This window comes from Sphingopyxis sp. LC81 (genome assembly GCF_000756375.1).
Classification (GTDB): domain Bacteria; phylum Pseudomonadota; class Alphaproteobacteria; order Sphingomonadales; family Sphingomonadaceae; genus Sphingopyxis.
The window spans coordinates 151,797-174,130 of sequence record NZ_JNFD01000001.1; the positions used below are offsets into that span (position 1 = coordinate 151,797).

General features: G+C 65.7%; 23 protein-coding genes. 17 read left to right on the forward strand and 6 right to left on the reverse strand.

Annotated elements, in window-relative coordinates:
- Positions 1-41 precede the first annotated feature (41 nt).
- Complete coding sequence (locus FG91_RS00730) at positions 42-389, reverse strand: GntR family transcriptional regulator (protein ID WP_037510583.1); 348 nt, start codon at positions 387-389, stop codon at positions 42-44.
- Between the two features lie 71 nt (positions 390-460).
- Positions 461-1,042, reverse strand: coding sequence for a nitroreductase family protein (locus FG91_RS00735; protein ID WP_037511046.1), 582 nt, complete (start codon positions 1,040-1,042; stop codon positions 461-463).
- Positions 1,043-1,226: 184 nt separating this feature from the next.
- Here FG91_RS00735 and FG91_RS00740 point away from each other — a divergent pair, with 184 nt between their 5' ends.
- From FG91_RS00740 to FG91_RS00760, 5 genes are all read left to right on the forward strand, one after another.
- The gene (locus tag FG91_RS00740; protein WP_037510586.1) at positions 1,227-3,062 is read left to right on the forward strand and encodes a peptide MFS transporter; all 1,836 of its coding nucleotides are present in this window, start codon (positions 1,227-1,229) and stop codon (positions 3,060-3,062) included.
- A gap of 3 nt (positions 3,063-3,065) precedes the next feature.
- Positions 3,066-4,469 (forward strand): amidohydrolase, encoded by a 1,404-nt coding sequence (locus tag FG91_RS00745; RefSeq protein ID WP_037510589.1) that lies wholly within the window; start codon positions 3,066-3,068, stop codon positions 4,467-4,469.
- Positions 4,466-5,767, forward strand: a complete 1,302-nt coding sequence (locus FG91_RS00750; protein ID WP_200878377.1) for an amidohydrolase family protein — start codon at positions 4,466-4,468, stop codon at positions 5,765-5,767. Before FG91_RS00745 ends, FG91_RS00750 begins: the two co-directional genes overlap by 4 nt.
- Before the next feature lie 157 nt (positions 5,768-5,924).
- Complete coding sequence (locus FG91_RS00755) at positions 5,925-6,626, forward strand: NnrU family protein (RefSeq protein WP_037510590.1); 702 nt, start codon at positions 5,925-5,927, stop codon at positions 6,624-6,626.
- A 7-nt stretch (positions 6,627-6,633) separates the two neighbouring features.
- Positions 6,634-7,170, forward strand: a complete 537-nt coding sequence (locus FG91_RS00760) for a DUF1003 domain-containing protein (RefSeq protein WP_037510592.1) — start codon at positions 6,634-6,636, stop codon at positions 7,168-7,170.
- 173 nt (positions 7,171-7,343) lie between these two features.
- Here FG91_RS00760 and FG91_RS00765 read toward each other — a convergent pair whose 3' ends face one another.
- On the reverse strand, positions 7,344-8,339 hold the full coding sequence (locus FG91_RS00765) for an aldo/keto reductase (protein WP_037510594.1): 996 nt from the start codon (positions 8,337-8,339) through the stop codon (positions 7,344-7,346).
- On the reverse strand, positions 8,336-9,583 hold the full coding sequence (locus FG91_RS00770; RefSeq protein WP_037510596.1) for a dicarboxylate/amino acid:cation symporter: 1,248 nt from the start codon (positions 9,581-9,583) through the stop codon (positions 8,336-8,338). Before FG91_RS00770 ends, FG91_RS00765 begins: the two co-directional genes overlap by 4 nt.
- A 175-nt stretch (positions 9,584-9,758) precedes the next feature.
- On the opposite strand from FG91_RS00770, the gene glmM reads away from it, so the two are divergent.
- The 8 genes from glmM to folP all read left to right on the forward strand — a co-directional run bounded on the left by glmM (position 9,759) and on the right by folP (position 17,532).
- Positions 9,759-11,096, forward strand: a complete 1,338-nt coding sequence (glmM, locus tag FG91_RS00775; RefSeq protein WP_037510598.1) for a phosphoglucosamine mutase — start codon at positions 9,759-9,761, stop codon at positions 11,094-11,096.
- Positions 11,097-11,130: 34 nt separating this feature from the next.
- On the forward strand, positions 11,131-11,355 hold the full coding sequence (locus tag FG91_RS00780; RefSeq protein ID WP_037510600.1) for a DUF1272 domain-containing protein: 225 nt from the start codon (positions 11,131-11,133) through the stop codon (positions 11,353-11,355).
- Positions 11,352-12,494, forward strand: coding sequence for a bifunctional hydroxymethylpyrimidine kinase/phosphomethylpyrimidine kinase (gene thiD, locus FG91_RS00785; protein WP_037510602.1), 1,143 nt, complete (start codon positions 11,352-11,354; stop codon positions 12,492-12,494). Before FG91_RS00780 ends, thiD begins: the two co-directional genes overlap by 4 nt.
- The gene (locus tag FG91_RS00790) at positions 12,491-13,045 is read left to right on the forward strand and encodes a ribonuclease HII (RefSeq protein WP_037510604.1); all 555 of its coding nucleotides are present in this window, start codon (positions 12,491-12,493) and stop codon (positions 13,043-13,045) included. Before thiD ends, FG91_RS00790 begins: the two co-directional genes overlap by 4 nt.
- Positions 13,046-13,073: 28 nt before the next feature.
- Positions 13,074-13,970: an oxidoreductase gene (locus FG91_RS00795; RefSeq protein ID WP_037510606.1), complete on the forward strand. Its 897-nt coding sequence runs from the start codon at positions 13,074-13,076 to the stop codon at positions 13,968-13,970.
- 28 nt (positions 13,971-13,998) lie between these two features.
- Entirely contained in the window at positions 13,999-15,021 is a 1,023-nt protein-coding gene (locus FG91_RS00800; RefSeq protein WP_037510607.1) for a DUF2804 domain-containing protein, read from the forward strand.
- 241 nt (positions 15,022-15,262) lie between these two features.
- Complete coding sequence (locus FG91_RS00805) at positions 15,263-16,402, forward strand: site-specific DNA-methyltransferase (protein WP_037510610.1); 1,140 nt, start codon at positions 15,263-15,265, stop codon at positions 16,400-16,402.
- Complete coding sequence (gene folP / locus FG91_RS00810; RefSeq protein WP_052187178.1) at positions 16,402-17,532, forward strand: dihydropteroate synthase; 1,131 nt, start codon at positions 16,402-16,404, stop codon at positions 17,530-17,532. Before FG91_RS00805 ends, folP begins: the two co-directional genes overlap by 1 nt.
- Here folP and FG91_RS00815 read toward each other — a convergent pair.
- Complete coding sequence (locus tag FG91_RS00815) at positions 17,529-18,245, reverse strand: SDR family NAD(P)-dependent oxidoreductase (protein WP_037510612.1); 717 nt, start codon at positions 18,243-18,245, stop codon at positions 17,529-17,531. The two genes, folP and FG91_RS00815, sit on opposite strands and share 4 nt — an antisense overlap.
- A gap of 63 nt (positions 18,246-18,308) precedes the next feature.
- Positions 18,309-19,742 carry a sigma-54-dependent transcriptional regulator gene (locus tag FG91_RS00820; protein ID WP_037510614.1) on the reverse strand — a complete coding sequence of 478 codons (1,434 nt, stop codon included), beginning with the start codon at positions 19,740-19,742 and terminating at the stop codon, positions 18,309-18,311.
- Between the two features lie 242 nt (positions 19,743-19,984).
- Here FG91_RS00820 and FG91_RS00825 point away from each other — a divergent pair, with 242 nt between their 5' ends.
- From FG91_RS00825 to FG91_RS00840, 4 genes are all read left to right on the forward strand, one after another.
- Positions 19,985-20,107: an aa3-type cytochrome c oxidase subunit IV gene (locus tag FG91_RS00825; protein ID WP_037510616.1), complete on the forward strand. Its 123-nt coding sequence runs from the start codon at positions 19,985-19,987 to the stop codon at positions 20,105-20,107.
- A gap of 13 nt (positions 20,108-20,120) precedes the next feature.
- Positions 20,121-21,242 (forward strand): NAD(P) transhydrogenase subunit alpha, encoded by a 1,122-nt coding sequence (locus FG91_RS00830; RefSeq protein WP_037510619.1) that lies wholly within the window; start codon positions 20,121-20,123, stop codon positions 21,240-21,242.
- Between the two features lie 3 nt (positions 21,243-21,245).
- The gene (locus FG91_RS00835; protein ID WP_037510620.1) at positions 21,246-21,611 is read left to right on the forward strand and encodes a PH domain-containing protein; all 366 of its coding nucleotides are present in this window, start codon (positions 21,246-21,248) and stop codon (positions 21,609-21,611) included.
- A 107-nt stretch (positions 21,612-21,718) separates the two neighbouring features.
- Positions 21,719-22,324, forward strand: a complete 606-nt coding sequence (locus tag FG91_RS00840) for a fasciclin domain-containing protein (protein WP_037510622.1) — start codon at positions 21,719-21,721, stop codon at positions 22,322-22,324.
- Positions 22,325-22,334 lie beyond the last annotated feature (10 nt).

Consider the following 22,334-nt stretch of genomic DNA (forward strand, 5'->3'; position numbering starts at 1 on the left):
GAAGCAACGGCAGTTTCCCACCCCAAAGTGGAAAGTAGGCGTTAAGCCTCGGTCAAATCGAGTAAGGTGCGCGCGTCGAGGCCGATGCGGCGCATCTGCTGCGCGACCGGCGGCCATACATTGGCGAGGAAATCGGCGCGCATCAGGTTGCGGAGGCGCTCGGTCGCGCCTTCGGCGACGAACATGCCGACGCCGCGTTTCACCGTGACCAGTCCTTCGTCCTGAAACGTCTGATACGCTTTCGCCACCGTCAGCGGATTGGCGCCTTCTTCGGCGGCAAGCGATCGGACCGACGGCAACATGTCGCCATCGCGAAACTGGCCGTCGAGGATGGCGTTGGCAATGACATCGCGCAGACGCTGGTACACGGGTTTGGACTGATCGAGCATGCCGCCTTAATGCCATAAGACAGCAGCACAGTCAAATGCCACTAATTACAAATTAGGTTCAGAAAGTGAAACTAAATTTCCCAAGTCCGGACGACATCGTCATATTCGGGGCGGGGGCGTTCGTCGAGCTCGCGCGCCGGCGTTCCCAGGAAGAAATAGCCAACGACCGTATCGCCTTCGCCGGCGCCGAACGCGGCGGCGACCTCAGTGCTGTAGGCCGCCCAGCCGGTGAGCCAGCTGGCGACAAAACCGTGCGCGTGCGCGGCGTGGAGCAGGTTCATGCCGACCGCGCCCGCCGACATCTGTTGCTCCCACACGGGAATCTTGCTGCCCGCCACCGGTGTCGAGACAAGCACCAGCAAGCTCGGCGCCTGATGCGCGAACTGGTCGAGCGCCGACAGGTCCATGCCCGCCGCGCCGGGATTCTCGGCAACCCATGCCTTCTTGAGCAGCGCCGCGAAGGCCTCGCGCTGATCGCCGGCGACGGTGACGATGCGCCAGGGCGCCAATTTGCCATGGTCGGGCGTGCGCAGCGCGAGCGCGATAATGTCGTGCAGCGTGGCGGCGTCGGGGCCGGGGGCGATCATGTCGCGCGCCTTGCCCGAACGGCGGGTGGCGAGATGGGCGAGGAGCGAGGAGCTGTCATTGAACATGGTGCGCCATGTGGCCTTTCGCGTGCGCTGGCGCAAGTGTTGCGAACGGTTCGCAGTAATATTTGGCCCGATCGAGACGGTTTCACGCGCAATTAGATTCTTCCAATACGCAATTTTCGCGCTAGGTTGCCGCATTCGCGCGGCGGGAGGCCGCGCCTGACAATCCTAAAAGGGACGCAACATAATGAAAAATATGGGCTCGTGGGACGAGGGGGACTGGATTGCGGTAATCGCACTTCTGGTTCTCGGCGTCTTCCTCAGCATCGGTGCGCTGATCGCCGGCAGCAAGAAACCCGAATTCGCCGGACACCCCAAGGGCCTCTACATGCTCTTCTTCGCCGAAATGTGGGAGCGTTTCTCCTATTACGGCATGCGTGCGATCCTGATTTTCTACCTGACCCAGCACTGGCTGTTCTCCGACAGCAAGTCGAACCTGATCTACGGCGCCTACACCAGCCTCGTCTACATCACACCGGTGCTCGGCGGCTATCTCGCCGACCGCTACCTCGGCCAGCGCAAGGCGGTGCTGTTCGGCGGCCTGTTGCTCGCTGCGGGACACAGTTTGATGGCGGTCGAAGGCGTCGGCGGACAGAATGATCCGACGATCAACGTCTTCTGGGCCGCGCTCGCCTTCATCATCGTCGGCTCGGGCTTCCTCAAGGCGAATATCTCGGTGATGGTCGGCCAGCTGTACCGGCTCACCGACATTCGCCGCGACGGCGCCTATACGATCTTCTATATGGGCATCAACGTCGGCGCCGCGCTCGGCACGATCCTCGTCGGTTATCTCGGCCAGCGGATCGGCTGGGGCTATGGCTTCGGTCTCGCCGGCATCGGCATGCTCGCCGGCCTTGTCGTCTTCGTTCTCGGCAAGAGCGCGCTCAAGGGCGCGGGCGAAGCACCTGCACCGCTTTCGCGGTCGAGCGAGTGGACGCTCTACGCCGTCGGTTTGGGCGCGGTCGCGGTGATCTGGGCGCTCGTCCAGTATCAGGACGTCATCCAGAACCTGCTGCTCGTTTCGGGCATCCTCCTGCTCGGCTATGTCGTCCTCGTGGCGACGTTCCAGCTGCCATATGGATCGATCGGCGCCGGTCCGCGGAGCCGCGTCAACGTCGCGCTCGCGGGCCTCGCACTGATGCTGTTCCTGCCGCTTGCGCTGATCCTTGGCCTCGGCATCGCCAGCGGACCCGTCGCGCTCGGGCTCGCGCCCGCGGCGTGGGTCGCGCTGTTCGGTTTCCTCCTCCTCCTCGGCGTGATGGTGGTCGAGAAGATGAACCGCGAAGACCATGCGCGCGACCGGATGTTCGCGATCCTGTTCCTGATCGCGCTGAACCCGCTGTTCTGGGGCCTGTTCGAGCAGGCGGGCGGATCGATGAACCTGTTCACCGACCGCTATGTCGATCGCGGTGCGGTGCCGGCTTCGATCTTCCAGTCGATCAACCCGATCTACATCATCCTGCTCGCGCCGCTGTTCGCCGCGCTGTGGCAATGGCTCGGCAAGCGCGGCAAGGAACCGTCGGCCCCGGCCAAGTTCGGGCTGGCGCTGGCGCAGATGGGGCTTGCGAACCTCATCCTCGTCTGGGGCGCGCAGGCGTTCGGCATCGCGGCGATGACCCCGGTCATCTTCGTCTTCCTCTATTACCTCCTCGCCACCACCGGCGAGTTGTGCCTCAGCCCCGTCGGCCTCTCCGCGATGAACCGGCTGGCGCCGACCTTCGTCGCGTCGCTGATCATGGGGGCGTGGTTCTATATGACCGCGGTCGGCAATTTCGTCGCCGGCAAGATCGGTGAAGCGACCGGCGGGCATGGCGGCGAGATGAGCAAGGCCAAGCTGCTCGAGATTTACGAGATGTTCGGCTGGATCGCGATCGGTGCCGCGGTGGCGGTGCTGCTGGTCAGCCCGATCGTGAAGCGCTGGATGCACCTCGACACGCTGCGCGACCGCGACGACGGGCTGGCGGGCATCGGCGAGGCCGAGCCGCAGGCGGCTGGCGTTCATCCCGAACCCAAGGGGGCGTAATCGATGATCCGCGGTGTGAAGGGCAGCCTGCTGGCTGCGGTGTCGCTGGCGCTCGTCGGTTGCGCGGCGAGCAATGGAGAGACGGCCTCGGCGGGCGACAAGCCCGCCGAGAAGCCGGTGAAGTTCAACAAGGACCCGTATCCGTCGACGTACAAGGCTTATCCCGGACAGGTCACGGCGGTCCGTAACGTCACGATCTTCGACGGTGAGGGCGGGCGGATCGACAATGGCACCGTGCTGCTGGCGAACGGCAAGGTCGAGGCCGTCGGCGGCCCCGATACGCCGATCCCGGCGGACATCGCGGTCTATGACGGCACCGGCAAGTTCCTGACCCCCGGTATCATCGACATCCACAGCCACCTTGGCGACTATCCCTCGCCCAGCGTCGAGGCGCATTCGGACGGCAACGAAATGACCTCGCCGACGACGCCCGAAGTCTGGTCCGAACATAGCGTCTGGCCGCAGGACCCGGGGTTCAGCCGCGCGCTCGCCAATGGCGGCGTGACGAGCTTGCAGATCCTGCCGGGCAGCGCGAACCTGATGGGCGGGCGCTCGATCACGCTCAAGAATGTGCCCTCGCGCACGGTGCAGGGGATGAAATTCCCCGGCGCGCCCTATGGCCTCAAAATGGCGTGCGGCGAGAATCCGAAGCGCGTCTATGGCGGCAAGGGCCGCGCGCCCTCGACCCGCATGGGCAATTATGCGGTCAATCGCGCGACCTGGGCGAAGGCAGCGGCCTACAAGAAGAAGATGGACGACGGGAAGGCGGTCGACCGCGACCTGGCGATGGAAACGCTTGTCGGCGTACTGTCGGGCGAAATCCTCGTCCACAATCATTGCTATCGCGCCGACGAAATGGCGCTCGTCATCGATATGTCGAAGGAATTCGGCTACAAGGTGTCGACCTTCCACCACGCGGTCGAAAGCTACAAGATCGCGGACATTCTTGCGAAGGAAGGCACCTGCTCGGCGATGTGGGCCGACTGGTGGGGCTTCAAGATGGAAGCCTATGACAGCGTCAACGAGAATATCCCGCTCGTCTACAAGGCCGGGGCCTGCACGATCGTTCACTCGGATGATGCGAACCAGATCCAGCGGCTCAACCAGGAAGCCGCGAAAGCGCGCGCTGCGGGCCGCCGTATCGGTATCGACGTCAGCGACGAACTGGCGTGGACCTGGCTGTCGTATAACCCCGCCAAGGCGCTGGGCATCGGTGACAAGACGGGCAGCCTGAAGCCGGGCAAGATGGCCGACGTCGTGCTGTGGAACGGCAATCCCTTCAGCGCCTATACCCGCCCTGAAAAGGTGTGGATCGACGGCGCGTTGATGTTCGACGCGAACGACCCGAAACGGCGTCCGGTGAGCGATTTCGAGCTGGGTCAGCCGGGCGAAGGAGACGTGAAATGATCCGCGCCCTTCTTCTTTCCGCCGCAGCAATCGTTGCGGCGCCCGCCGCGGCGCAGGACGTCGCGATCGTCAATGCCAAGCTCGTCATCGGCGACGGCAGCGCGCCGGTCGAGGGCGGCACCGTCGTCGTGCGCGGCGGCAAGGTGGTCGCGGCGGGTGCCGGCGTTGCCGTGCCCGCGGGCGTCGAGCGCGTCGATGCGCAGGGCCGCTATGTCACGCCGGGCATCGTCGCGGCGTTCAGCCGCGTCGGGCTGACCGAAGTCGATGCCGTCACCGGCACCAACGACCGCTCGGCACCGCGGACGCGTTTCTCCGCGGGGCTCGACATCGCGCCCGCATTGAACCCGATGGGCTCGCCTGTCGCGGTCAACCGCGCCTCGGGCGTGACACGCGCGATCGTCGCGCCGAGCGGCAGCAGCAATCTGTTCGCAGGGCAGGGCGCGGTCGTCGACCTCGCCGACGATATGGACATGGTGACGCGCCCGCGCGCGCTGCAATATGTCGCGTTCGGCGAGGATGGCTCGGCAAAGGCGGGGGGCAGCCGCGCGGCAACCTTCCTCTTGTTCCGCGAGCAATTGCTCGCTGCGCGCAGCTATGCCCGCAACCCCGCGACGCTCGCCGAATGGGGCAATGACGCGATGATCCAGCGCGCCGACGCCGACGCGCTGGTGCGCGTCATCGACGGCACGACGCCCTTGTTCGTGCGCGTCGACCGCGCCGCCGACATCGTCAACGTCATCAAGCTGAAGGGCGAGTTTCCCGCGCTGAAGCTCGTGCTCGTCGGGGTGACCGAAGGCTGGCTCGTCGCCCGCGACATCGCGGCGGCAAAGGTGCCGGTGCTCGTCTCGCCGCTCACCGACCTGCCGTCGAGCTTCGAACAGCTCGGCGCGACGCAGTCGAACGCGGGCCGGCTCAAGGCCGCGGGCGTCGATGTGTCGGTCGGCGTGTTCGACGACGATGACGCGCACAAGATGGGCTATGCGACGCAATATGCGGGCAATCTCGTTGGCCTCGCGCGTGTGCCCGGCGCCAGCGGCATGACGTGGGATCAGGCGTTCGCGTCGATCAGCAGCGTTCCTGCGCGTGCGGTCGGCATGGAGGGCAGCATCGGTTCGCTGCGTCCGGGCCGCGCCGGCGACGTCGTGATCTGGGACAATGACCCGCTCGAACTCGGCAGCCGCCCGACCGCGATCTGGATCGATGGCAAGGCGCAGTCGCTGACGACGCGGCAGGACCGTTTGCGTGATCGCTATGCGACGCCGCAGGAAGGGGCATTGCCCAAGGCATACGACCGATAGGGCAGGGCAGGCGTTTCACCGCCTGCCCCATCCCTTGTTCTCCATGTTGACACTGTTACCTTTGTCGCACAACTATCGTCGCTGAGCCCATCGCGAGTCGCGCATCGCGGCCGCCTGGGCGATAGATGATGAGACATTGTTGGAGGAGGGATTGGTCATGCAGCCGGTGTCGCTTTTGATCACGACCTGCGTGTTGTTTGTCGGGTCACACCTCGCGCTGTCGCATCCGCTTCGTGACGGGCTCGCGGCGCGGCTCGGCGAGCGCGGGTTCCAGATCACCTATTCGATCGTCGCGATCGCGACGTTCATCATGGTGGTGCAGGCGTGGCGTGGGATGCCGCCCGAGCCGCCCTTGTGGGTGGTCGACGATCCGCTGTGGATCCTCGCGTCGCTGATCGTACTTTTCGCCAGCATCCTCTTCATCGGATCGCTGATCGGCAATCCGGCGCTGCCCGCACCGCACGCCGCGCGCGATGCGGCGGCGACGCCGCGCGGCGTGTTCGCAATCACGCGGCACCCGATGATGTGGGGCTTTACGCTGTGGGCCTTCGCGCATGTGCTGGTGATGCCGACCACGGCGCAGATCATCCTGTCCGCGACGATCATCTTCCTCGCGCTCGTCGGTTCGGCGGGGCAGGATGTGAAAAAGGCGCGGCTGATGGGCGACGCGTGGCGCCAGTGGGCCGCGCGGACGAGTTTTGTGCCCTATGCGCGGCAGGTCGGCGGGGCGGCACCATGGGCCGACACGATTCCGCGCCCGCACGCGCTGCTGGGCGGGATTATGCTATGGCTTGTCGCGACCTGGGCGCATGGCGCGCTTGGTTATATGGTCGCCGGGATCTGGCGTTGGGTAGGATAGGAGCCGAATGAACGCGGACACGCATCTCAACGACCTGTCGCTGCGGCTGCTCGGCCGTGCGTTCGACGAGCTCGATCCCGAGGAATCGCGCGTGGTCGCGTCGATCGCAAAGCGTGCGCCCAGCAGCCGCGACGCCGCCGATATCGAGGATGCGCAGGCGAGCACTGGCGACCGGCTGGCCGACCGCGTCGCGGCGGTCGGCGGCTCATGGGGCTTCATCATCGTTTTTGCGCTGATCCTGTTCGGCTGGATGCTGCTCAATTCGGAAGTGCTCCAGCGTTTCGGCCTCGCGTTCGACCCCTATCCCTACATTTTCCTGAACTTGATGCTCTCGACGCTCGCGGCGATCCAGGCGCCGATCATCATGATGAGCCAGAATCGGCAGGCGGCGAAGGACAGGCTGACCGCGAGTGTCGATTACGAGATCAACCTGCGCGCCGAGCTGGAGATCATGCGGCTGCACGAAAAGATCGACCAGATGCGGATCGCCGAGCTGGCGGAAAAGGTCGACGCGCTGTGTGTACGGCTGGACGGGAAGAGATAGCGAAGTGCGGTCTGCTTAGGGGGGGAGAGCGGACGTTTCCGGCTTCGTCATCCCGGGCTTGACCCGGGACCCGCCTTCCTTCTTTCCAACATCGCCGACGACAAGGCAGGCCCCGGATCAAGTCCGGGGTGACGATGAAAGAGGGTCAGCTTCCGGTCGAAAGCAGTCGGTGCCTACAGCCGCACCATCCGCATCCCCATTTCACCATAGCGCGGCCCGCTCGTCCCACCCTTCGGCGCCGCCGCGTCGATTGCGGCGAGGTCGTCGGCGGTCAGCGTGACATCGGCGGCGCCAACGCTGTCCTCCATCGTCGCGCGGCGCTTGGTGCCGGGGATCGGGACGATATCGTCGCCCTGCGCGAGCAGCCAGGCGAGCGCGACCTGCGCCTTCGACACGCCATGCCGGCCCGCCACCGCGCCGATCGCATCGACGATCGCGAGGTTCGCGGGCAGATTCTCCTCCGAATAACGCGGGTCGTTGCGACGCCAGTCATTTTCGGGAAGTTCGTCGCGGCTGCGCACCGCGCCCGCGAGGAAGCCGCGGCCGAGCGGCGAATAGGGGACGAAGCCGATGCCGTTCTCGCGGCACGCGCCGAGGATTTCGTCTTCGATTTCGCGCTCCCAGATCGAATATTCGCTCTGCAATGCGGTGATCGGCGCGGCCTTCGCGGCGCGGCGGATCGTCTCGGGGCCGGCCTCGGACAGCGCGATGTGACGGACCTTGCCCTCCTGCACCAGCTCCATCATCCCGCCGACGGTTTCCTCGATCGGCACCGACGGGTCGACGCGGTGCTGGTAGAAGAGGTCGATCGTGTCGACGCCGAGCCGCTGGAGCGAGCCTTCGCACGCGGCGCGCGCGTTGGCGGGCGAGCCATCGACCCCGGTGATCTGCTTGCCCTCGAACTTGAAACCGAACTTCGTCGCGATGACGAGCCCGTCGCGCTTGCCCTTGATCGCGTCGCCGAGCAGCTCCTCGTTGCTGAACGGACCATAGATTTGCGCGGTGTCGAAAAAGGTGACGCCAAGGTCGATCGCGCGGTGGATCGTGCGCGTCGATTCATCGAGGTCGGCGGCTTCGCCGTACAGGATATTGCCGCCCTTGATCATCGGCATGCAGCCGATGCCGATCGCGGACACTTCGAGGCCGTGGCCGAGCTTGCGATATTTCATGGCATTTCTCCTGCTGCTTCCTTCTCGACACCGTCGGCGGCATATTTGGTCGCGGCGACATCGCCGATGACATTACCTAGGGTTCGGAAGATGTCGGGAAAAGTCTCGACCGCGACGAGCAGCCCGAGCGGCGCGACGGGGACGCCCATCGACACCGCGATCGGCGCGATCGAGGTCACGAAGCTGATCGAGCCGGGCAGGCTGACCGAGGAGAGCGCGGCGGCGATCGCGACCGCGAGGCCGACCGCCATTTCCCACGGGGTCAGCTCGACACCGAACAGCCACGCGACATAGACGACAACCGCGAGGTTCATCGCCGGGCTGGTGAAGCGGAACAGGGCGACCGCGAGCGGCAGCACGACGTCGGCTTTTTTGGGATCGACGCCAAGCTCCTCCGACGACTTCAGCATTGCGGGCAGGCTGGCGAGCGAGCTTTGCGTGCTGATCGCGACCGCGAGCGTCGGGACCATCGCGCGGATGAAGCGCGGCAGCGGGATGCCGACGACGAGCCAAGCGAGCAACAGGCCGAGAAGAAGGCAGCTTACGCCGATTGCCGACAGAATCAGCACATAATGGATGAGTCCGCCGAACGCCGCGACCCCCGCCTTGACCGCGAGCGCATAACCCAGCGCGAAGACGCCGATCGGCGCGAGCGCGAGCACCCAGCCGATGACAATCAGCATCGCGTCGCCAAGCGCCTTGAACAGCCCCGACAGCGTCGCGCGCTGCACGGGCTCGAGCTTCGTGATCGCGAAGGCGAAAATCGTCGTGAAGACGATCAGCGGCAGGATCGCGGTTTCGGCGGCCGCGGCGATCGGGTTGGTCGGGATCAGCGAGAGCAGGAAATCGCCGAAGGTCGGCGACGGTCCTGTCTGCGTCGTGCCACCAAGGCCGTGGCGCAGCGCTTCGGCGGCGCCGGGGGACAGCGGAAAGAGCCGGAGGAGGAGCGGCGCCAGCAGCAACGTCATCAAGCCCGAAAGCGTGATCGCGCCGAGGAAGATCATCACCGCGCGAAAGGCGAGTTTGCCCGCGCGCGCGGCATCGGCGGTCGCGGTGATTCCGGTGATGAGCAGCGCGACGACGAGCGGGACGATCGTCATCTTCAAGGCGTTGAGCCAGAGCAGCCCGATCGGTTCGACAAAGGGAAGCGAGGCGGTTCCGGCATCGGGCGACACCAGTTCGACGGCGATTCCCAAAAGCATGCCGGCGACGAGCGCCGAAAGGATGAACCAAGCGGATTTCAAGATGGATTCTCCCGGCGTTTTTTCTGGCCTGCTTGCCAAGCAAAAGAGGGTGACTTAGAGCACCTCCCGAAAGAAACGGGAACCGGTTTTTGGGCCGGGAAATGCTCCGCGGGGGCCATCCCGTGGGAAGCCGGGGCAGGCATTTGCCGGGCGATGGTTAGGTAGCTGAGGGAACATGCGCAAGTTTTTCGGAACCGACGGGATTCGCGGCCTGACCAACCAGGTCCCGATGACCGCGGAAGTCGCGATGCGCGTCGGCATGGCGGCGGGGGCGCACTTCCTGCGCGGCGATCACAAGCACCGCGTCGTGATCGGCAAGGACACGCGCCTGTCGGGCTATATGCTCGAAAATGCGCTCGTCGCGGGGTTCACCAGCGTCGGCATGGACGTGGTGCAGGTCGGGCCGATGCCGACCCCGGCGATCGCGATGCTCACGCGCTCGATGCGCGCCGACCTCGGCGTGATGATTTCGGCGAGCCACAATCCCTATCGCGATAACGGGATCAAGCTGTTCGGTCCCGACGGGTACAAGCTGTCCGACGAGGACGAGGCGCAGATCGAACACTTGCTGGGGCAGGAGCCGAAGCTCGCCGAACCGAGCCACATCGGACGCGCCAAGCGTATCGACGATGCGCGTGGCCGCTATATCCACGCGGTGAAACAGAGCCTGCCCGAATCGGTCCGTCTCGACGGGCTGCGCATCGTGCTCGATTGCGCCAATGGCGCGGCGTATAACAGCGCGCCGACGGTATTCTGGGAACTCGGCGCCGACGTGGTGGCGATCGGCGTCGATCCCAACGGCACCAACATCAACGACAAATGCGGATCGACCGCGCCCGCGCTGCTGCAGGAAACGGTGGTCGCGAGCGGCGCCGACATCGGCATCGCGCTCGACGGCGACGCTGACCGGCTGATCGTCGTCGATGAACAGGGCCGGATCGTCGACGGCGACCAGATCATGGGGCTGATCGGCGCGAGCTGGGCGCGGCAGGGGCGGCTGAAAGGCGGCGGCGTCGTCGCGACGGTGATGTCGAACCTCGGCCTCGAACGCTTCCTCGAAGGCGAAGGCCTCCGGCTCGAGCGTACAAAGGTCGGCGACCGCCATGTCCTCGAACGGATGCGCGAAGGCGGCTTCAACGTCGGCGGCGAGCAGTCGGGGCATATGATCCTGTCCGATCATGCGACAACCGGCGACGGCACGCTCGCGGCGCTGCAGGTGCTTGCCGAGCTCATCGCGTCGGGCAAGCCCGCGAGCGAATTGCTGCACCAGTTCGACCCCGTGCCGCAGCTTTTGAAGAATGTCCGCTTCGCCGGCGGCAAGCCGCTCGAAGACAAGCAGGTCATCGCGGCGATCGCCGAGGGCGAAGCGACGCTCAACGGCCGCGGCCGCCTCGTCATCCGCCCGTCGGGCACCGAACCACTGATCCGCGTGATGGCCGAGGGCGATGACGCCGGGCAGGTCGAGCAGGTCGTCGACATGATCTGCGACGCCGTGCGCGCGGCGACAGCATAACCATTTGATTTTCTAGAACCGAAAGAGACCTACCATGCTTGAAATGCGACCCGATTGCGAAAAATGCGGACGCGATCTGCCCGCCAACCTTCACGGCGCCTTCATCTGCTCGTTCGAATGCACCTTCTGCGCGAACTGCGCCGACAAGCTCGACGAGATTTGCCCCAATTGCGGCGGCGACCTGCTCGACCGCCCGCTGCGCGAGGGCGCGGCGCTGGCGAAATTCCCGGCATCGACGGAGCGAAAGCATAAGGGGTGACCGCGCGCGTCCTGATTATCGCCGGATCGGATAGCGGCGGTGGTGCGGGCATCCAGGCCGACATCAAAGCGGTCACGATGCTCGGCGGCCACGCGCTGACCGCGATCACCGCGATCACCGCGCAGAATACGCTGGGCGTGCAGGGCGTCCATCCGGTCCCGACCGCGATGGTCTTGCAACAGATCGACAGCGTCGCGTCGGACATCGGCGTCGATGCGGTCAAGATCGGCATGATCGGCAGCGCCGAAACCGCCGCGGCGGTTGCGGAGCGATTGTCGCGGCCCGATCTCGCGCAGGCCGCGCTCGTGTTCGATCCGGTGATGATCGCGACGAGCGGATCGGTGCTCGCCGACACGGCGACGATCGACGCGTTTCGCGCGCTGCTCGATCGCGCGATGGTTGCGACGCCGAACCTGCCCGAGCTGGAAGCCTTGGGGGGCGAGGAGGCGGTGCTCGCGCACGGCTGTTCTTTGCTCGTCAAAGGCGGACACGCCGAGGGCGAGACGGTGATCGACCGTTTGCTCGAAACGGGCGAGGGCGAGGTCGCGCGCTGGGAAGCGCCGCGGATCGACACACCCCACAGCCACGGCACCGGATGCACGCTGGCCAGCGCGATCGCGACGGGGCTGGCGCAGGGCATGCCGCTCGAACCCGCGATCGCTCGCGCGCGCGATTTCGTGCGGCTGTCGTTGCACGATGCGCCGGGGCTGGGGCAGGGGCATGGCCCGATGGGGCAGCAATATGTGCGCAACGACGGGCTGTTCACCGGCCCGGCGCTCAATCAGATCACGCTGCCCGCGAACGACTATGCGGTGTCGGTCGCTTTCTACAAACAGATGGGGCTGACACAGATCGTCGATAGCCCCGACAATGGTTATGCGCGCTTCGAAGCCGCCAATGGCGTGACGCTATCGATCCACGTCGGCGACGGCGTGGCGGGCGGGGCGACCGCTTATCTGGAGAGCGGCGCGCTCGATGCGTGGGTGGCCTACCTCGCGCGGCGCGGGGTGCGGTTCGAACAAATGCCGAAGGACGAGGAATGGGGCTGGCGCGAGGCGCGGCTGGCCGATCCCGCCGGCAATCGGCTGTGTCTCTATCAGGCGGCCGAATATCGGCGTTACCCACCGTGGCGCATATGATCGTCGGCGTCGACGAGGCCGGGCGCGGGCCGCTCGCCGGGCCCGTCGTCGCGGCGGCGGTGCTGCTCTGCGAAGGCGGCATCCCCGGCCTCGATGACAGCAAGAAACTCACGGCAAAACGCCGCGCCGAACTCGAAGCGCAGATCAAGGCGCGCTGCCGCTGGGGCGTCGGCGAGGCGAGCGTCGCGGAGATCGACCGCATCAACATCCTTCAGGCGACCTTTCTCGCGATGACGCGCGCGGTCGAGGCGCTGGGGTTCGAGCCCGCCGAGATACTCGTCGACGGCAACCGTCTGCCGCGCTGGCGCTACACCGCGACCGCGATCATCGGCGGCGACGCGCTGCATCCGTGCATTTCGGCGGCGAGCATCATCGCGAAGGAGCATCGCGACCGCTTCATGGTCGCCGCGGCGCGCGATTTCCCCGGCTTTGGCTGGGAAACCAACATGGGCTATGGTACGGCGCAGCATCTCGCGGCGCTGCGCCAGCATGGCCCGACGCCGCATCATCGGACCAGTTTTGCCCCGGTCGCACAAATGCAGCTGGTCTGAAGCCCAAACGCCAAAAAGGGGGAAGAGGATGAGCAGGGGATTTACGGCCGACGATGTGTCGGTCCAGACCGGCCGCACCTTCCTTGTCACCGGTGCCAATGCCGGAATCGGGTATGAAACCGCTAAAATCCTCGCGGCGCGCGGCGCGCATGTCATCCTCGCGTGCCGCGACGAGGACAAGGCCGAGGTGGCGATGAACCGCATCTGGGTCGACGTGCCAAAGGCCGAACTGTCGTTTCAGCCGCTCGATCTCGCCGACCTCGACCAGATCCGCGATGCGGCGAAGGCGGTGCTCGCGGGGCCGCGGATCGACGTGCTGATCAACAATGCGGGGGTGATGATCCCGCCCCGGACGCTGACCAAGCAGGGTTTCGAACTGCAATTCGGGGTCAACCACCTCGGCACCTTCGCCTTGACCGGGCTGCTCCACCCCCATGTCGACGACCGCATCGTCATCACCGGCAGCATCGCGCACAGGAACGGCGCGATGGATTACAGCGACCTGTCGGCGTCGCGCAGCTATCATAATTGGGCGCGCTATCAGATGAGCAAGCTCGCGAACCTGCTCCATATGTTCGAACTCGACCGGCGGCTGAGCGCTGCCGGGCGCGCGACGCAGGCGATCGGATGCCATCCGGGGGTCGCGCTCACCGAACTGACGCGCCACCTGCCGCTGCCGCTGCGCACGATGACCCCGCTCGCCGGTCCCTTCTTCAACAGCGCGGCGCAAGGCGCGTGGCCGACCTTGCAGGCGGCGACGGGCGCGCGGGTTCAGGGCGGCGACTATCTGGGGCCGCAGGGGCTCGGCGAGGTGTCGGGCCGCTCGGGCCCGGCACGCGCGACGCGCGATGCGCGCGATCCGAAGCTCGCGCGTGAGCTGTGGCAGCGTTCGATCGACCTGACCGGCGTCGATCCGGCGATCTAAACAACAATCGACACTGGGGAGCGGGGTGATGACACAGCATCTGATGCACGATGGCGCACTGCACGATGGCGCGGGGCATCTGATCGACCCCGGTTATGCGACCCGCGAGGTCCGCCGCTATGACCGCGCGGCGATCGGCGCGGAGCCGGTGCGCATCAAGGAGTGGGATTATTATTGCGTGCTCGATGCCGATTTCGGGCTGGCGCTGACCGTCGCGGACAATGGCTATGCCGGGTTTCTCGGCGTGTCGTGGATGGATTTGCGCGGGAAGAGCTTCGTCAATCACGGCGTGCTGATCCCCGAACCGATGGGCGCCATGGCGCTTCCGCCCAGCGCCGACAGCGGCGACATCGTCCAGGCGCGCGATGGCCTCGAACTGGCGTTTCGGCACGAGCCGGGCGGGCGGCGGCTCACGGTCCACGCGCCGGGCTTCGACGATGGGCGCGGATTGTCGGGGGAAATCTGGCTCGACCAGCCCGCCATGGACCGGATGGTGATCGCGACGCCCTTCGCCGACGATCTCCACGCCTTTTACTATAACCAGAAGATCAACTGCATGCCGGCGCGGGGACATATAAAGATCGGCAATGAAGGCTATGATTTTACGCCTGAAAGCGCTTTCGCGGTGCTCGACTGGGGCCGCGGTGTCTGGACCTATGACAATGTCTGGTATTGGGGCTCGGCATCGGGGCTGGTCGATGGTCGCCCGTTCGGTTTCAACATCGGCTACGGCTTTGGCGACACATCGGCGGCGAGCGAGAATATGCTGTTCGTCGACGGCCGCGCGCACAAGCTGGACCAAGTGGTCTTCCACATGCCCGATGGCGCGCCCGACAGCGCACCGTGGCGTTTCACCAGCAACGACGGCCGGTTCGAACTGGAATTCACGCCCGCGGTCAATCGCTGGGCAAAGGTCGATGCCGGGATGGTCAAGACCGAGCAGGATCAGCTGTTCGGCTGGTTTTCGGGCACGGTCGTCCTCGACGACGGCACGCCGATGACGGTGCGCGACTTGCCCGGATTTGCCGAGAAGGTGTGGAACCGCTGGTAAGCACCCGGCGCGACGCGGCCGCGCGCACGAAAGTGAAATTTTTTTCGCCGGTGAGTCTTCATCGCCACACCACCAGTGGTTGAGTCTCCGAGTCGTGGCCGACTCCATATGGTGTGTCAGACTCGTTTCGTTCTCATCACGTTAACCAGTTAGAGAGGCGGAATCCTTAGACTCCTGCGCTTGACGGCGGACTCCGCTGGACTCATCAGGGCCTTCTTACGAGCAAGGAACGGGGTGAAGCATGGGTGTGATGGAACGGGTCAAGGCGCCGGCGACGAAGAAGCGGACGCCGAAAGTCGACCCCGCGGACCTGCCGCTCGACAGCATCTTGCAGGGCGATTGCGTCGAAATGATGCGATCGCTGCCCGCCGCGTCGGTCGACATGATCTTCGCCGACCCGCCATATAATCTCCAGCTCGGCGGCGACCTGCTGCGCCCCGATGGCAGCCAGGTCGATGCGGTCGACGACGACTGGGACAAATTCGACAGTCTCGCGACGTACGACCGCTTCACCCAAGCCTGGCTCAAGGAAGCGAAGCGCATCCTGAAGCCGAACGGCAGCATCTGGGTGATCGGAAGCTATCACAATATCTTCCGCGTCGGCACCGCGCTCCAGGACAATGGCTATTGGATCCTCAACGACATCGTGTGGCGCAAGGCGAACCCGATGCCCAATTTCAAGGGCACGCGCTTCACCAACGCGCATGAGACGCTGATCTGGGCGTCGATGGGCGAAAAGTCGCGCTACACCTTCAATTATCGCGCGATGAAGACGCTGAACGACGAGCTCCAGATGCGTTCGGACTGGCTGATCCCGATCTGCGGCGGTCAGGAGCGGCTCAAGAAGGGCGGCACGAAAGTCCACCCGACGCAAAAGCCCGAAGCCTTGCTCTATCGCATCCTGCTCGCCTGCTCGAACCCCGGCGACGTGATCCTCGATCCCTTCTTCGGCACCGGCACGACCGGCGCGGTCGCGAAACGCCTCGGCCGCCATTTCATCGGCATCGAGCGCGAGGATGATTATATCGAGGCCGCGTTGGAACGTATCGAGCTGGCGCTGCCGCTCGACGAAAGCGCGGTGAAGACGATGATGGCGCCGAAGGCCGCGACGCGCGTCGCGTTCGGCACGCTCGTCGAATGCGGCATGATCGCGCCGGGAACGGTGCTGACCGATACCAAGCGCCGCTGGAAGGCGAAGGTGCGCGTCGACGGCAGCCTCGAATGCGACGGCCAGCCCGCAGGGTCGATCCACAAGGTCGGCGCGGGGCTGCAGGGTGCGCCGAGCTGCAACGGCTGGACCTTCTGGCATGTCGACAATGGCAAGGAACTCCGCGTGATCGACGCGGTGCGGCAGGACTGGTTGCTGGCGAACGAAGCCTGATGTTTCAGCCGCTGACCAAGCCCGACTTCGGCGCCGCGTCGGCGGATGCGCAAATCTATTGCCGCCCGACCTGCTTCGTCGACCGCCCGCACGAACTCGACGACGATTGCCTGCGGATTGCCGACTCTATGGTCTGGTTCGCCGCGTGGCATGTCAGCCTGCGCGACGGTCTGACCGTCAAATCGGCGATCGTTCCGGTTCCCGAATGGGATGGCTGGATTGCGGCCATGCCCGACGCATTGGCGCAAGCGGCAAATGCGCAGCGCGCGGGCGTCGCGCGGCCGCGCGGTGTGCTGCAACTCGGTGAGCGGAAGATCCGGCTGAACGAGCCGCAGCTCATGGGCATATTGAACGTCACGCCCGACAGTTTCTCGGACGGCGGCAAGCATGTCGATGCCGTCGCCGCGGCGGAGGCCGGCTTCGCGATGGGCGCTGCGGGGGCGGCGATCATCGATGTCGGCGGCGAATCGACGCGTCCCGGCGCACCGCTCGTCTGGGAAGGCGACGAGATCAAGCGCATCGAAGGCGTGGTGTCAGCGCTCGCGCGGGGCGGTGTCGCGGTGTCGATCGATACGCGCAAGGCCGCGGTGATGGAGGCGGCGCTCGCCGCCGGCGCCCGGATCGTCAACGATATTTCGGCGCTGCGCTACGACGATCGCGCGATGGAAGTCGTCGTGCACGCGGGCTGCCCGGTCGTGCTGATGCACGCGCCCTCGGCGAAGAGCGACCCGCACGAGGGCGGCGATTACGCGCATATCCTGTTCGACGTCTACGACATGCTCGCCGAGCGCGTCGCGGCGTGCGTCGCCGCCGGGGTCGACCCGGCGAAGATCATCGTCGATCCGGGGCTCGGCTTCGGCAAGGGGGTCGGGGACAATCTGGCGCTCATCAATGGGCTCGCGCTATTCCACACCTTGGGCTGCCCGATCCTGTTCGGTGCGAGCCGTAAGCGGATGATCGGCGCGCTCGACAACGAGGCGCCCGCAGATCAGCGGCTCGGCGGCACGGTGGCGCTGCATTATCAGGCGGCGACGCAGGGCGCGCAGTTGCTCCGCGTCCACGACATTGCGGAAAACCGGCAGGCGCTCCGCGTGTGGCGCGGGCTGCGCGACGCGGCGCTGACCGTTTAAAGCGAATAGCCTCCGTCGGCGGCGAGCACCGCGCCAGTGATATTCGCCGCGTCATCCGACAACAGGAAGGTGATCTGCCGCGCGACCTCCCCGGCGCTCGCCCAGCGGCCGAGCGGCGTCGCCGCTTTTGCCATCGCGTCGATGGCCGCTTCGCGGCTGCCATATTCGGCCACCATCGCAGGGAAAAAGTCGAGATCGTCCCAAATCGGCGTATCGACGCCGCCCGGAGCGATCGCGTTGACGCGAATGCCGTGCGGTGCGCCTTCCTTCGCCGCGACACGCGCCAGCTGGATGACGCCGGCCTTCGACGCGCCATAGGCGCCAACCCCGGGCTCGGCCTTGATACCCGAGATCGAAGCGGTGACGACGATCGCGCCGCCGCGTCCGTGCGCGATCATCGCACGCATCGCCGCGCGCAGGGTCAGCATCGCGCCGTCGAGGTTGACCGACAGGGTGCGGCGCCAACTTGCGAAATCCATTTCGGCAATCGCGCCCGCGCTGGAAATGCCGGCGTTGACGACCGCAAGGTCGATATCCGTGAGATCGCCGGCCAGCGCCTCCCACATTTCGGGGCTCGTGACGTCGCGTCCTTGCGAGACGTCCACGCCGATTACGCGTGCGCCGCTTTTGGCGAGCAGCGCGGCGGCCGCCCCGCCGATGCCGGAGCAATGGCCCGTGACGAGCGCCGTTCGTCCGGTGAATGATCGGGTCATGGCGCCAGCCTAACGCGGCCCGTCGGACAAGTCGACTGGCCCGGCGAATTCACTATCCTGCCGTTATGCTGCGGTATCGATCCCGAGATCGCTCAATTTGCGATAGAGCGTCGAGCGGCCGATGCCGAGGCGGCGGGCGACCTCGCTCATGCGGCCGCGATAATGGCCGATCGCGAGGCGGATGACGTCAGCCTCGATTTCCTCGAGCGGACGCAGGTTGCCGTCGGGCAGATACAATGTGACGCCGATCGCCTCGCCGTTGATCGCGATCTCGCCTTCGCCGCTCGGGCTGCCGCCGCCGAGCGTCGCCTCGATCGCGCGGAAATCGGCGCTGGTGAGGACGTCGGTGGTGCTGTTCACCGCGGCGCGGAACAACACATCTTGCAGCTGGCGGACATTGCCCGGCCAGGCGTAAGCGGCGAGCAGGCGCAGCGCGTCGTCGGTGACCCCGATCGGGCCCATGCCCGGCAGGCCGCCGATGCGCGCCAGCAAATGGCGTGCGAGCGGCCCGACGTCGCCGCGGCGCTCCGAAAGCGAGGGCAGGGTGAATTGCGCGCTCGACAGCGCGTAGAACAGGTCTTCGCGGAAGTGTCCGGCCTCGATCAGCTTGTCGAGCGGGCTCGTGCTCGTCGCGATGATGCGCACGTCGACGCTCTGGCGGATCGATCCGCCGATCATCTGCACTTCGCCGCTGTTCAGGAATTCGATGAGCTTCGCCTGCGTTTCGAGCGGGATGCATTCGACATGGTCGATGATGATGCTGCCGCCGTCGGCCTGGACGAGCCGCCCGACCTGGCGGTCGAACGCGCCAGCGAAAGCGCCGCGTTCGTGACCGAACAGTCCCGATCCGATCAGCCCCGGCGACACCGCCGAACAATCTACCATGACAAGCTGACCGCGCGCGCGCGGGCTCGCGCTGTGGATCGCGCGGGCAAAGACTTCCTTGCCGGTGCCGGGCTTGCCGTTGATCATCACCGGGACGCGCGCGCGCGCGGCCTTGGCGGCGATCGCGAGCGCGCTGCGGAAATTGGGGCTCGACCCGATGATTTCCTCGAACGCCAAGGGCGCGCGCAGCTTTTCAGTCAGCGGGCGCAGTTCGCCCTGCGGGCCGCTGGTCGACACGACGCGGTCGAGGGCTTCGAGCAGGCGGTCGGGGGCGATCGGTTTCTGGACGAAGTCGCTCGCGCCGGCGCGCATTGCGCCCACAGCGACCTCGACCCCGTTGCGCATCGTGATCACGACGAGCGGCAAGGCGGGACGCCAGCGGCGGAGTTCGCCGACGAATTCGGAAATATCCATGCCCGGCGCGCCCTGGTCGACGAGCACCGCGTCGAGCGCCATGCCTTCCTGCGTGCCGAGCTTGGCCAGGGCGGTATCGGTGTCGGCGGCGATGACGCTACGCCAGCCGCCACGTGATACAAGGGCCGCCAGGAAGCGCTGCTGGGCAGGCTCGCTGTCGACGATCATCACCATTCGCGTGTCGCGCGTGTTCGTCATCGTTCCGAATCTGCCCCCTGAACCGACATTGCTATGGGTTTGTTCTGCTGAGGGCTGCATGTGTATCCGATAGGGGTAAAAGGGCGATTAAGGGCATTCGTCTTTTCCCACAGTTAAGTCCAGCGGCCAAACCCGCACTTGAGCATCGCGGGACGCGTGGCTAAGACCGGCGCGATAACCGATTCTGGGGCCGCGGCGCTGTGCGTTCGCGCACAGGAAACGGCCATTAAAGGGGAAAAGCGATGGCACAGCAGGAAATGAAGGCAGCCGAAGAAACCTATGCGGGTTTCATCAGCCTGTTCAAGATCGGCTCGATCATCACCGCGGTCGTGACCGTCGGCGTCGTCCTTCTCATCGCCTCCTGACCGGGCTTCGCGCATGCGCATCGCTGTCCTGAAGGAGCTCGCCGAAGGCGAGACCCGCGTCGCTGCCACCCCGGAAACCGTGAAGAAATTCATTGGTCTGGGCGCTGAAGTTGCCATTGAATCGGGGGCGGGTGAACAAGCCTCGATCGCCGATGCCGATTATAGCGCCGCGGGCGCGAAGGTCGGCAGCCGCGCCGATGTGCTGAAGGGCGCGAATATCATTCTCGCGATCCAGGGTCCCGATCCCAAGGGCCTCGCTGGCTTCGCCGACGGCGCCTGGCTCGCCGCCGGCCTCAACCCGTTCGGCGAACGCGCGCGCATCGACGACTATGCGAAGCTCGGACTCGAAGCGCTGGCGATGGAATTCATGCCGCGCATCACGCGCGCGCAGTCGATGGACATCTTGTCGAGCCAGGCGAACCTCGCGGGCTACAAGGCGGTGTTGATGGCGGCGAACGCCTATGGCCGCGCCTTTCCGATGATGATGACCGCCGCGGGCACCGTCAGCGCCGCGAAGGCGTTCGTGATGGGCGTCGGCGTCGCCGGGCTTCAGGCGATCGCGACCGCGCGCCGCCTCGGCGCACAGGTCAGCGCGACCGACGTGCGCGCCGCGACCAAGGAACAGATCCTATCGCTCGGCGCCAAGCCGATCTTCGTCGAAACGGTGGCGGGGATCGAGGGCGAGGGCGCGGGCGGTTATGCCACCGAAATGTCCGACGAGTATAAGGCGGCGCAGGCCGAGCTCGTGTCGTCGCATATCGCCAAGCAGGACATCGTCATCACCACCGCGCTGATCCCGGGGCGCCCCGCGCCGCGGCTGATTTCGGACGCGCAGCTCGCGACGATGCGCTCGGGCAGCGTGATCGTCGACATGGCGGCCGAAAGCGGCGGCAATGTAGAAGGATCGGTCTCGGGCGAGGCGAAGAAGATCCACGGCGTCACCGTGATCGGCGCGAAGAATATCGCCGCGCTGATGCCCGCCGACACCAGCGCGCTGTTCAGCCGCAACCTGTTCAACTTCCTCTCGGCCTTCTGGGACAAGGAAGCGGGCAAGCCCGTGCTCGACGAGGAAATCGGTAATGCCGTGCGCCTGACGCAGGGCGGCAAGGTCGTGAACGAGCGGCTGCTGGGCTAAGCAATGGGCCTGTTCAGCGCCGGGGATATCGACATCGCCGGCGCGCAGGCCGAGTTTCAGGCGTGGCTGATCGAGGGCGAGCGCGTGCTCGCGGCGTTCCGGACGATCCGCGATACCGTGCTGCTGACGAACCTGCGCTTCATCTTCGTCGATGTGCAGGGGCTGACGGGATCGAAGAAGGATTTCCAGAGCATTCCCTGGCGTTCGGTCACGCGTTTCTCGTTCGAAACCGCCGGCACCTTTGACCTCGATGCCGACATGAAGGTATGGGTTTCGGGCGCCGCGACGCCGCTCGAGGTCAAGATTTCGCGCAAGAGCGATCCGCAGAAAATCCAGCAGCTTATGGCGCAATTGATCGTCGGTCGCTGACCCAATCGGAAAAAATGGCCGTTTTCGGCCTTTTCATGAAACCTCCTTTGGTTACTATGCGTTCAGGGTTCCCCAACCCTGAGTTTCAACCAACTGGAGAATGATTGATGTCGTCTGCGAAGCTTTTCGCCACTCCCCTCCTTGTGCTTGCTACCCTGTCGCCCGTTTACGCACAGGAAACCGCCGCGCCGGCCGAAGCCGCTGAAGTGGCCGTCGACGCCGCCGCTCCCGCTGAAGCCGCGGCTCCTGCCGCACCCGCGCAGCCCACCGGCATCGCGCTCGAAATCGCCGCCAAGCCCGACCACAAGACGCTGGCCACCGCGCTGACCGCGGCGGGCGTGTCGGACAAGCTCGCCGGCCAGCCGTTCACGATCTTCGCGCCGACCGACCAGGCCTTTGCCGCGGTGCCGCAGCCGATGACCGACTGGCTGATGAACCCGAACAACACCGAATCGCTCGCGAAGGTGCTGACCTATCACGTCGTTCCGGGCCGCGTGACCGCCGAGGATCTTTACGCGAAGATCAAGGCCGGCGGCGGCAAGGCGACGCTCGCGACCGTCGAGGGCGAAACGCTGACCTTCACCGAGGTGCAGGGCAACATCAAGGTCGACGGCACGCAGGGCAGCAGCGGCTTCATCACGCAGCCCGACGTCGAACAGTCGAACGGTAATATCCACGTCATCAACGGCGTGTTGATGCCCAGCCTCGGCTGATGATTCGCGC